This is a genomic window from Methylophilus sp. OH31, assembly GCF_000576615.1.
Taxonomy (GTDB): domain Bacteria; phylum Pseudomonadota; class Gammaproteobacteria; order Burkholderiales; family Methylophilaceae; genus Methylophilus.
In genome coordinates this window covers 980,785-993,349 of the sequence record NZ_BAUS01000002.1, presented here as the reverse complement: position 1 = coordinate 993,349, position 12,565 = coordinate 980,785, and the positions used below count along the sequence as shown (strand labels likewise).

Below are 12,565 nucleotides of genomic sequence, written 5' to 3'. Positions count from 1 at the left end.
CAACACCTGAAGCAGTCAGTGCCAGCTGGTTCGCCTGTTTGGCGTTCTCAGCGTTTTGTTTCACGGTAGAGGCTAACTCTTCCATGCTCGCCGCCGTTTGCTCCAGGCTGGATGCCTGTTGCTCAGTACGGGCTGACAAGTCAGAGTTACCACTGGAGATTTCATTCGCTGCGGTGGTAATCGTTTCAACCGCTTCTGATACCGCAATAATCGGTTCTACGATCATATCCAGGGTGTTGTTCACACCTTCGATAATCTTGCGGAAATCACCATTGTGTTTATCAACATCAGCTCGCACCGTAATGCGGCCTTGCTTGGCCGAACTGGCCAGCAGATCGGCATCAGCAACCAGCCTGTTCACGGCATCAACACAGGTATTGAGGTTATTCTTTAACTCATTGAAGTCACCTCGGTAATGTTCATTGATACGCGCGGGAATATCGCCTTTGGAGATACGATCAACATAGTTCGCCGCGACACTCAATGGACCAATCACAGAGTCCAGGGTGTTATTCACGCCTTCAACAATTTTGCGGAAATCGCCATTGTGTTTGGCGGCATCAGCACGCGTAGACAACTGGCCATCCACAGCTGCTTTTGACAGCATGTTGGCATCGGTCACCAGTGCATTGACCGCATCGATACACTGGTTGAGGTTATTTTTAATGGTATTGAAATCACCATTGTAATGATCACTTATTTTGGCCGGAATGTGGCCATGCGAAATATCTTCTACATACTTTGCAGCCACGTTCAATGGTCCAATCACCGCATCCAGGGTATCGTTGACCCCCTGCACGATCTTGCGGAAGTCGCCCTGATGCTTGCTGGCATCGGCCCGGGCAGATAAGCGCCCAGCCACCGCAGCCTGAGACAGCATACTGGCATCAGCAACCAAGGCCTGGACCGCATCAATACACTGGTTCAGGTTGTTTTTAATCGTATTGAAATCACCTTTATAGGCATCCGTGATTTTGGCTGGTATTCTGCCTTTGGAGATGTCATCCACGTATTGTGCAGCCACATTCAAGGGGATAATGACGCCATCCAGAGTCTGGTTAATACTATCCACCAATACTCTGTATTCGCCATCAAACTTGCTGCTTTCACCGCGCGCACTCAAATTGCCGGCACTGGCTGAACTGGCCAACTGTTTGGATTCATTGACCAGTGTATGTATCGTATGATTTAGTTTACCGGCGGAAATAATCACCTCGTCCAGTTCGTCATGCGGAACGATCTCTTGCTGCACCGCCTGAATATTCCCCTGTACCAGGTCTTCCATCATTTGTTTGGCCAGCCTGGATTTAGCAATAATATCCCTGGAAACGGCATACACAATCCACAACACCAGGCACAGGCCCAACGCAGTCATCGCCAGCGTGGTATACAATTGATATTCTTGTTGAGTGATTCTTTTTTGCAGTGTGTGCTGCAGTTGATCCATCAACGCGTAATAGCTTTTATAGGCGATTTCAATTTGCGCACTCGCCTGATTGAAATATTGCTGCGAATCATAAGACAGAGATTCATTCTTTAAAATCGCAGTAAGCAGTAATTGCTTGAGATGCTGTGTGGCATCGAGCAAAGGCTGTATTTCTTGCGTATTCTTCTGGTCGTAGCGCGACAGCACATGCATATTGTGCATAAAACGGCCATCCGTCTGCTCCATGGCATTGACCAGCCCTTCCAGCTTCAAACGCTCATTTTCTGAAAGCGCCTGTTTAGCGAGCACACCAGCGCCGAGGCCACGCACTTGCGCCATGACTTCAATCAACGGCGGAACTTTTAACACCGCTGTATCCATCATGTAGTAAGACTCTTCGAGCGGATCCAGCGTCAACCCACTGATATCTGCCTTAATTACCGTGGCTTCAATCAGAAAGTTAATAATTGCCGTATGTTTGACAAAACTTTCTTCACGGCTGGCGGCCAGACTGGCCAATGTCAGGGTTTTATAATTCGTGATCGCGGTTTGCCACTTATCTGAAAACTCAATCCAGTAAGGATCGTCATGGCTCACTACCTGAGAAGTCTCATGCATGAAACGAATCGTTTCAATGTCCTTGTCCAGCTTGGACTCCAACTCGGCAATTTTCGGTTGCAGTTCGCGCTTACCTGAAAGGTAGTTGGCCATCATTCCACGATGTTTCTGCACATCCTCAATCATGACCATTAACGGGCTGATTAAGGCGATGCCTTGAACTTCAGCATCGGTTGTCCTGATATCTGCTTTATTTTTAAGAATATTGACCGAGGCGAGATAAGTTAAGGGCAGCAAGATAATACATGCCATCAACGTAAGTTTTTTGGTGATAGAGAGCTTGTTAAGCATGACGCATCCTCTGTGTTAATAAATTCAATCGAACAACCATCAATCGATTAAACATCGAGAAAACGTAAAATATAAGCGTTCAGGCGTGAGGGATTATTACCGTGTGTCACGGGCGTCATGCATACGTCGTTGTATACATCTCAATCATGAAACGTCTGCATATTGTTCTCGCCGTTTGGCACCATGTACTGACTGTCCAGCCCAGACTGGAGTCAACACATCGTTTATCAATGGTGACTGCCTCGTTGCAATCAACCACAGCTGATAGATGGTTTTATCATGATAAAAGGACAGCAGCATTTTCAATTGAGGAAAAAAACAGGGGTTTATGTTTCAATCCATCACCAGCGATCTTTTCGAAAACTAGCGTTGCTTTTCTAGAGATAGCCTCCATACAATTACGAATGAAACAGGCATAAAAAAACCGACTTTCGTCGGTTTTTAAAGGTTATTTCATACAGCATGGTTATTTATAAGGGATAACCAATCACCGCCGATGCCCACAACAAAAAACCTTCAACCAGGGCACTCACCACTTTCAGAAAGACATTTGTCATGGGCTTTTCCTCTCACAGAAACAAGCAGACTCATTGTTAAATCATTGCGTTAAAACTCTTCCCACTCAGTATCATCCGTACCGGTTTTAGTCGATTTGCCTGGTTGATAACTATTGGTATGTGCAGCCGGTTTAGGCTTGCTCACTGGCGCGGACACAGCGGGACGGCTGGCAACTGCAACACGTGGCGCTGCAGAGCGGGTTGCTTGTGTTGTACCGCCACGGACTTTAAATCTGTTCACGGTATCCATCAGGTTAGAAGCTTGCTCAACCAATGACTCAGCAGCGGCCGCAGCCTCTTCCACCAGCGCGGCGTTTTGCTGGGTCACTTCATCCATATGGTTAACGGCATCGTTGACCTGGTTAATGCCTGAGCTCTGTTCAGCAGAAGCCGCTGTAATTTCACTCATGATATCAGTCACACGCTGCACCGAGGTCACCACTTCATGCATGGTTTCACCAGCAGTTTCCACCAGTTTAGTCCCGTCAGCGGTTTTATTCACAGAGTCAGTGATCAGCTCTTTAATTTCTTTCGCTGCACTGGCTGAACGTTGTGCCAGATTGCGCACTTCACCTGCCACCACCGCAAAGCCTCTACCTTGCTCACCTGCACGCGCAGCTTCTACCGCCGCGTTCAGTGCCAGAATATTGGTTTGGAAAGCAATGCCATCAATGACAGAAATAATATCTTCAATCTTACGTGCGCTTTCATTGATTGCACTCATGGTGGTCACCACGTTACCAACGACTTCACCACCACGAATCGCCACTTGTGACGCGGCTTCAGCCATTTGATTGGCCTGACGTGCATTTTCGGCGTTTTGTTTCACGGTAGAAGCCAGTTGCTCCATGCTGGAGGCAGTTTCTTCCAGGTTAGACGCCTGTTGCTCTGTACGGCTGGACAAATCGTTGTTGCCACTGGAAATTTCATGTGCGGCTGTATTAATGGTTTCGCCTGCTTCTCGCACGTTCACCAGAATATCGTTCATGATGTCCAGCAACTGGTTGATGGAGTTCATGGTCTCAACTGCAGCCCCTTTGGCAATCGAGCTATCCAGTCGATAGGTCACATCACCATCAACAGCGGATTTCAAGGCTTCTTTGATCTGGTTTTCCACGCGCTTCTCTTGCGTTTGGTCTACCCATTCAATCACAGTGCCCAGACGTTCGCCATCATTATCGAAAATCGGGTTCGCTGTCAGGCGGAAGAACATATCGCCGACACCAATTTCGGTTTGATGTTTGCCAGTCAGTCCACCTAGCAGGTTACGCTGATGCGCAGGATTTTTATGGAACACATCATAGCTTTGACCAATCAGTTTCTCTGCATCGAAGTGCGGAAATAACTGTTTGAATGTTTTGCTGGATTCGCGCATTAACTCCAGCGCAGCCGGGTTCATATAGGTAATAACGCCGTCTTTGTCAGCCATCATCAAACTATTCGATGAAGCCTCCAACGCATTTTTGATCATGGTCGCTTCACGGGTTTTTACCTTCTGCGCCTGGTCAGCCAATACCGCTTTGGTAATATCAGTGGCATATTTAACCACTTTTACCGGCTTGCCATCCAGCCCAATAATCGGGTTGTAAGACGCCTGTAAATAAATGTCCTGGCCTTGTTTGCCATAGCGATGATAAACACCGACATCGGCCTCGCCACGATTGAGCTTGGCCCAGAAATCTTTGTATTCCTGGCTGGCTTTATAGCGCTCGCTGACAAACATACTGTGGTGCTTACCAACAATTTCATCCAGTTGATAGCCTGTCAGGCTCAGCACGTTATCATTGGCGGTTAAAATATTGCCACTCATGTCGAACTGAATCACCCCTTGTGAGTGATTCACAGCAAAGATCTGGCCTTCAAAGTCCAGTTGACGCTGTTTTTCCTGGGTAATGCAATAAGAGTAGACTTTGACTTTGAGGACAGTGCCATCTAACCCGACAATCGGCACATAGCTGGTGCTAAACCAGTATTCGTTGCCATTTTTGGCCACCCGGCAAATTTCCAGTTTAGCGTTCTCGCCTTTATTCAACTTCTCCCAAAGTTGCTTATATTCAGCACTTTGGGCTGTATTTGCTTTCAACAGTATCGAAACATGCTTACCAATCACTTCACTATGTTGATAACCCAGCGGCTTCAGGAACACATCGTTGCATTCAAGAATATTGCCTTTCAGGTCACATTCCATCACCCCAAAAGACTGATTCAGAGCGTTTTCTTCTTCTTGCAGCGCCAGGCTGCGCTTTTTATCCGCAGTCACATCGGTCAGATAAGCCACCACTTTACGTAGTTGTGAGCCTTGCATCACAGGCGCGTAATAGCCCTGGAACCAAACCTCATGGCCCTCTTTGTTATTCAGTTTGAAGCTACCACCTTGAGACTTACCGCCCTGCAAAGCATTCCAGAACTGTTCGTAGTCTGGCTTGCCAGCGTCTTCACGCGTCAGTAAAGCACGGTGATGCTGGCCGACCAGCTCTTTTGCGCTGTAGCCTAGCGATTGGCACAAATTGTCGTTGACCTGGCTGATATCCCCCTTGGCATTCAGCTCAACAATCGCTCTTGCTTTATTGATTTCAGACTTCAGCGCGCTGAATTCAGCCACCTGGTCCAATGTATTACGATAATCCCGAGTCCCTGCCGCCAGCTTATTCACGATGGTAGAAAACATAATTTTATCCTTGGAAAATATCTCTGTTTAGAGTAATCGCGCTTATGTTTTTGCTGTTGTGCACGTTTTTATAATGTTAGTTAATGTACAGCCGCTTCCATCAATTGCATCTCATCGCTGGTCATCAGTTTATCGATGTCCACTAGGATCAGCATTTCTTGCTCAATGGTCGCCAGGCCGACGATATATTTGGTGTCAATGCGGGTCACCAATGATGGCACTTCACGCAGGTGCTCTTCACGCAGCTCGCGCACATCAGACACGCCATCGACCACAATGCCGACAATACGCCCGTTGAGGTTGAGAATAATCACCACGGTGAATTCGTTATATTCGACCTTGCCCAGGTTGAACTTGATGCGCAAATCGACGATAGGCACGATCTTGCCACGCAGGTTAATCACCCCTTTAATAAAGGATGGCATGTTTGCAATTTGGGTGACCGCATCGTAACCGCGAATTTCCTGCACCTTAAGAATTTCGATGCCGTATTGCTCGCTGCCCAAGACAAAGGTCAGGTATTCACCCGCCGCTGTTTTCAAGCCATTGCCTGCGTTGCCGCTTAAGGAATTGCTCATTTCTGTGCTTGTACTCATTGCATATGCTCCTTATGCATTGATGGTATTTTGTGAAGTTAAATAGTTCTGGTTGGAAAATGCCATGCCACCCGTCACGTAGTTTGTGGTTTGCCCCATCTGGATAATGGCTGGCACATCCAGAATCAATGCCACCGACCCGTCGCCCATAATGGTGGCGCCAGAGACGCCAGGAATGCGCTTGAAGTTGGTTTCCAGGCTCTTGATCACCACTTGCTGCTGGCCAACCAGGCGGTCGACAAACAAGGCGGATTTCTTGCCATCGGCTTCCAGTATCAATAACACACCGTCAGTCGGGGTGGTGATCTGGGTAGGATGGTTAAACAAGGCATGCAAGGCGATAATCGGTAAATATTCGCCACGCACATGCACCATCAAGCCTTCGCCGGTCACTGTTTTCAGGTCTTCGGCACGTGGTTGCAGTGTTTCTACAATCAGGTTCAATGGCACCACATAAACGCTCTTGCCCAACGACACAGACATGCCGTCCAAAATCGCCAGTGTCAGTGGCAATGAAATTGAAATCGTTGTGCCATAGCCTAATGCAGAGCGAATCTCGATATGACCGCCCATGGAGGTAATATTCCGTTTCACCACGTCCATGCCCACACCGCGGCCAGACACATCGGTGACCACTTCAGCCGTAGAGAAGCCTGGTGCAAAGATCAGGCTAAACACTTCGTTATCGGTCATGCTTTCATTCACTGGCAAACCATTTGAGGCCGCTTTGGCCAGAATTCTGTCACGGTTCAAACCACCGCCATCATCAGTCACTTCAATCACGATGCTGCCGCCTTTATGCGCCGCAGACAGGGTTAAGGTACCGCTTTCCGGCTTGCCCATGTCACGGCGGACTTCTGGTTTTTCAATGCCGTGGTCTACACTGTTACGTACCAAATGAGTTAATGGATCGACAATACGCTCAATCAAACTCTTATCAAGCTCAGTGGTGGCACCGCTGGTGACAAACTCCACTTTTTTGCCCAACTTGCCAGCGAGGTCACGCACCATGCGTGGAAAGCGCGAGAACACAAAATCCATCGGCATCATACGAATCGACATCACTGACTCTTGCAAATCACGTGTGTTGCGCGTTAACTGGCCGACGCTATTAATTAAGGCTTCGTTATCCACCGGGTCGAGGGCATTCACACGCTGCTCAATCATGGCTTGTGTAATGACCAGCTCGCCAACCAGGTTAATCAACTGATCAACCTTCTCGATGCCAACACGAATCGAAGTGCTTTCTGCACTTTGTGCAGCAGCAGGTTTATCAGTCTCACGACGCCCCTGTTGACGACGCTCTTCTTTAGGTGCGGCCTCGGCAGGCGTGGCAACAGCGGTTGCAGCGGCCTCTGCCTTGGCTTTTGCCATTGCAGCGGCAGCATTATCATCACCGATCATTTGTGCTTTAGGCGCATCTGGATGTGGTTTAAACGGTGCAAAGAAACCGTAACCCTCTTCCTGCTGCTCTTCACCGTTGCTGGCGAACAGGCCATAGCCCATTTCTTCAGCGACTTGCACCCTGCCATCGTCAGCTTTTGTTTCAGTTTTGATAATCGGATCATTATCAAAGAAACCATAACCAGCCTCTGCCGCAGGTGCTGCCTCAACTGGCGCAGCCGCTGTTGCAGCTTCGGCTGGCGTAGCGGCTGGTTCACTGGCAGCATCGCCCGCTACCTGGATCACCAGGGCATCGGCGTCAACAATAAATGAACAGATAGACACAATGTCATCGGCACTGGAGTCCGTTTTAATCAGCACAGCATGTACATTCTCGCTGCGTTGATAAACCTCGACGTCACCCAACAAGGCCAGCTCATCTTTCAGGTTAGCCAGGTCTTTTTCAGTGACGGTTGGCAAACCAACGTCATACAGGGTCATGCCTTTTGCTTTTTCTTCAGCGGTAATCGTCAATGCAGTTTTCGCCACTTCTGCGACAGCTGTTGCGGCTGGCGTTGCAGCAGGTGCAGCATCAGCGCTGGCAGCGGCTACCACAGGCTCAGCCGCGACGGCGGCTTTACCTTCTGAAAGTGATTTCAGCATCATGGCCACATCGCTCACTTGCTCAGCATTCACATCTGAACCATGGCGATGACCATCGACTTGCATCTTGATCACATCTTTGGCAGCCAAAAATGCATCAACGTGTTCGGTGGTCAACGCCATCTCGTTTTTGCGAATTTTATCGAGCAGGTTTTCCAGCACATGCGTAATTTCCGTCATGTCCATAAAACCAAAGGTCGCAGCACCGCCTTTAATAGAGTGTGCCGCCCTGAAAATAGCGTTTAATTGCTCAACATCTGGCGATTCCACATCGATACCAAGCAACAGGTGCTCTGCTTCAGCCAACAACTCCTCGGCTTCGTCAAAGAACACCTCGTAAAACTGGCTCATATCCACTGTCATTGTTTACTCCAGTTCCTTTACCAGCGGCGCTTAGGCACCGATTACTTTTTGGACAACTTCAATCAGGCGCTTTGGATCAAAAGGCTTCACCAGCCAGCCATTGGCACCTGCGGCTTTACCTTTTGCTTTCATTTCGTCAGAAGACTCTGTGGTCAACATCAGAATAGGCACTCTTTGATAGGAAGCAAGCGTACGCAAATTGGTGATCAGTGTCAGGCCATCCATCACCGGCATGTTTTGATCGGTCAATACCAGATCCACCGTTTTCTCTTTGGCTTTATTAAGGCCGTCTTGACCATCTACGGCCTGCACGACATCATAGCCAGCAGCTTTCAGACTAAAAGCCACCATCTGACGCAATGATCCGGAGTCGTCTACTGTTAAAATTGTTTTCGCCATGTTTGATTCGCCTTTTTCACTAATTTCGTTAAACGCCGCTGTATTAAAATAAGTCTATGTCACCGGTAGCCAAGTTTTTCTGATCCACTGACTTGCGTAAATTGCCGGTCAGATGCTGGCTACCCTGATCAAAATTCTGGTTAAGCTGCATGATGAAGCGTCTGATTTCTTCATGCTCGTCATCAGCAGCCATCGGAAACTGATGACTGGACAGCTCATGTAACAAATCTTTTAAGCCATGCACGCGGTTGATAGTGCGCTGCAACAACTGGTTGGTCATGTCCTGAAACTGCATGCCAGTCACTACTTTGTTCACTTCCTGGCCAATGTTGTCCTGAAACACCTGCAATTGCTGCATTTCTTCAGGCTGCAACTTACCAGCCTCAACCAGCAACTGCACCGCTGCCTGCTGCTCCATTAACTGGGCATATACCGTCATAAAACTGGCACTCAGCTTTTCAATCGCTTCATTCAGTAAAAAGGCGGTTTGCTGCAAATCGGTTTCGATTTCGAGCAGATGCCAGTCACCGTGACGCGAGACCGCGGCCAGTAATTCTCTTAACTCTTCTATGGGCAATGTTTTCATAGTGGTCCTATCTTGCCTGATTTCCCTGTTTTTCAATCAAGAAATAAACAATGTAAAAATGACTTATTTCTTGTACGCTTTAACCGCCAACCTCTTCACCCATTTTCCCTGTCCTTCTTCAGGGCGCAGGCTTTTCCGCTTTATTCTGCAATGCTTCTACTTGCGTTTTATCATGCTCACTGACAGAAATCTGTTCGTTATCCTTGAGTAAATCCTCTTCGGTTTCCTTGTTCATCACAATTAAACTGATGCGGCGGTTAATCGGATTAAACGGATTCTCTTTATCCATCATGATGGCAGAGCCCAGGCCAACCACACGCATCAGCTTGGTTTCATCCATACCGCCCGCAATTAGCTCACGCCGTGAGGCATTGGCGCGGTCAGCAGACAACTCCCAGTTACTGTAACCATGATCACCATTGGCGTAACCCGCTGCATCGGTATGCCCGGATAAACTGATTTTGTTATCCACGCCATTCAGCGTTTTGCCAATCTCACGCAAAATCGTTTTGGCATAAGGCTGTAACTCGGCTTTGGCATTTTCAAACATGGGCCGGTTCTGTTCATCAATAATCTGCACCCTCAGGCCTTCACTGGTAATATCCAGCTTGAGCTGAGACTTAAATTGTTGCAATGTCGGGTTGTCTTCGATGGCTTGCTCAATCTTGGCTTTTAATGCCTCCAGTTTGACTTTTTCGGCCTGTTTCAAGACTTCTTTAACATCTTCCAGTTTGACCGTCTTCAGCTTGCCTGGATCGCCTTCTACCGGCTTGACCTGCCCCTGTTTTTTGGTGACATCTTTACCACCGGTATTTTTCAAGGCCGAATCACTCTGGCCGAGTGAAGGCCCCATCAACACCATATGCAAAGGCGTTTGAAAATACTCGGCAATGCCTTCTTTTTGCGCTTTCGAGGTAGACCCCAGCAACCACATCAACAGGAAAAACGCCATCATCGCTGTCACAAAGTCAGCATAAGCAATTTTCCAGGCACCACCGTGATGGCCACCGCCACCCTTTTTGATCTTTTTAACAATAATCGGGGCAATATGTTCTTCTGCCATGACGCTCTCCCGGCGGTCTTAATCTTGCACTTATTTGGATTTAGCCTGTTTGACGTGCTCTTCCAGCTCGGTAAAGCCAGGACGCTCGGTCGAATACAGGACTTTACGGCCGAACTCAACCGCAATCGGCGGTGCATAACCATTCAGGCTGGCCAGCAACACCACTTTGACGGTTTGAAAGCTCTTGCTGGATTCTTCCAGCTTTTGCTCCAGCAAACCTGAGAGCGGGCCAACAAAGCCATACGCCAGCAAAATACCGAGAAAAGTCCCCACCAGCGCGTGCGCAATCAGGATACCCAACTCAGCCGGTGGCAACGCCACGTTTTCCATGGTGTGCACCACGCCCATCACCGCCGCCACAATACCAAACGCCGGCAAGCCGTCGCCCAGTTTGGCAATACAATGTGCAGGCACGTGGCCTTCCATATGGTGGGTTTCCAGCTCGTTATCCATCAGGTTCTCGACCTGGAAGGCATCCATATTGCCGGACACCATCAGGCGCAGGTAATCGCAGATAAACTCGACCAGGTGATGGTCATGCACAATGGAGGGATATTTAGTGAATAAGGCACTGGACTCGGGGTCTTCAATGTCTTTTTCAATCGACATCAGGCCGTCTTTGCGGATTTTGGTGAGAATTTCAAACAACAAGGCCAGCAAGTCCATATACAACTGCTTGTTGTACTTAGACCCCTTAAACAAGGTGGGCACAGCTTTCATAGTAGCTTTAATGGCCTTGGTATCATTACCGACAATAAAGGCCCCAAATGCGCCGCCAAAAATCATCATGACTTCCAGTGGCTGCCATAAGGCGCCCAAATGGCCGCCAGCGAGTGCATAGCCCCCAAAGACCATGCCACAAACGACTACATACCCAATGATCACAAACATGCTTTGACTCCACTTTTAGCAGTTAACTGTGGAAAGCATAACAATGCACGCCCCGATTCATTTTTTTAAATAAAAGGCATTTAGCCAGTTAAATCACACTGGTGACAATGGAAGCGTCTGTCGTTTCAATGGGGTTAATAGCGAATAAGGCCATCAGCGATGGCCGTCGAGGCGAGGTGACAGCGTGATAACACTATTTTTTGAGGTAAACGTACAAGGCTGGCGAATTGGCACTGGGGAACACAATATGCTCGGCTTGAATGTCAGGCACCGGAAACTCCGAGGTGACAAACAGGCAGCCCGGCCGCATTTCCTGTTGCACTTTTTGCCAGACGTCTTGCATCACAGCTGGAGACAGATAGGCAAATATCACGTCTAAACTGGCAAAATCAATGGCGCGGTAATCACCGAGGGTAAATTTGACGCTGGTGCCGGAAAACAAGGCGCGCACGGCGCTCACCGCCCAGGGTAACGGGGCGATTTCAATGCCGGACACTTCATCGTGTATGCGCTGTTTGGCTAAAAACATTGCAATATCACCGATACCGCTACCGATATCGAGCACTTTCAATGATTGGTCACCGGCATGTTGCTCGAGAATACGTTGCAGAGCACGCCAGGTCGCAGGAAAAGAGGGGTAAAACGGGACGCGCGTATTGTGTACAGACCAGTAAAGCGCCAATGTCATCACAAACCCGGCAAAATAAACACTGGCCGGTAACGCAACCTGCTGCATGAAAACAACGGCCACCGGGAAGGCCACATGTATCCAGCGCCACCAGGCCGGCATGCGCGCGGCTCTCGCCAATACGCTGACGACGCACAGATGGGGCAATAACCAGAACCAGATGGAATCCAGCTGAATACCCAGACTACGCAATTCAAACGCAAATACACTGTTGATCACGCCAGGCGCGAGGCCCGTCATCAACAGCATACTCACACACTGGATCAGCAATGCCTGACACCACAATCGTTTTGGCAAGAGACGCTGTACCCAGGGTTGGGATGGCAACGCCTCTGCCGGCAATTTTATCGAGTGCATGCTAAATCCTTCATTT

The 12,565-nt window shown here is 48.6% G+C and carries 9 protein-coding genes; all 9 read right to left on the bottom strand.

Translation table 11 applies throughout. The features are described from left to right. Window positions 1–2,335, bottom strand: a 2,335-nt coding sequence (locus OH31_RS15355) for a hypothetical protein (protein ID WP_024930101.1), incomplete at its 3' end; no start/stop codon positions are given. A 606-nt stretch (window positions 2,336–2,941) separates the two neighbouring features. Next, on the bottom strand, window positions 2,942–5,560 hold the full coding sequence (locus tag OH31_RS15350; protein WP_024930100.1) for a methyl-accepting chemotaxis protein: 2,619 nt from the start codon (window positions 5,558–5,560) through the stop codon (window positions 2,942–2,944). 80 nt (window positions 5,561–5,640) lie between these two features. Beyond that, a complete protein-coding gene (locus OH31_RS06590; RefSeq protein WP_019882302.1) occupies window positions 5,641–6,156 on the bottom strand; it encodes a chemotaxis protein CheW in 516 nt (171 codons plus the stop codon). Between the two features lie 12 nt (window positions 6,157–6,168). After that, window positions 6,169–8,565, bottom strand: a complete 2,397-nt coding sequence (locus OH31_RS06585; RefSeq protein ID WP_024930099.1) for a chemotaxis protein CheW — start codon at window positions 8,563–8,565, stop codon at window positions 6,169–6,171. Between the two features lie 30 nt (window positions 8,566–8,595). Beyond that, window positions 8,596–8,964 (bottom strand): response regulator, encoded by a 369-nt coding sequence (locus tag OH31_RS06580; RefSeq protein WP_019882300.1) that lies wholly within the window; start codon window positions 8,962–8,964, stop codon window positions 8,596–8,598. A gap of 43 nt (window positions 8,965–9,007) precedes the next feature. After that, window positions 9,008–9,550, bottom strand: coding sequence for a hypothetical protein (locus tag OH31_RS06575; protein WP_024930098.1), 543 nt, complete (start codon window positions 9,548–9,550; stop codon window positions 9,008–9,010). A 118-nt stretch (window positions 9,551–9,668) separates the two neighbouring features. Beyond that, a complete protein-coding gene (motB, locus tag OH31_RS06570) occupies window positions 9,669–10,613 on the bottom strand; it encodes a flagellar motor protein MotB (protein ID WP_019882298.1) in 945 nt (314 codons plus the stop codon). A gap of 30 nt (window positions 10,614–10,643) precedes the next feature. Beyond that, window positions 10,644–11,504: a flagellar motor stator protein MotA gene (motA, locus tag OH31_RS06565; RefSeq protein WP_019882297.1), complete on the bottom strand. Its 861-nt coding sequence runs from the start codon at window positions 11,502–11,504 to the stop codon at window positions 10,644–10,646. 193 nt (window positions 11,505–11,697) lie between these two features. Then, complete coding sequence (locus OH31_RS06560) at window positions 11,698–12,549, bottom strand: class I SAM-dependent methyltransferase (RefSeq protein WP_242402216.1); 852 nt, start codon at window positions 12,547–12,549, stop codon at window positions 11,698–11,700. Between the last annotated feature and the right edge of the window lie 16 nt (window positions 12,550–12,565).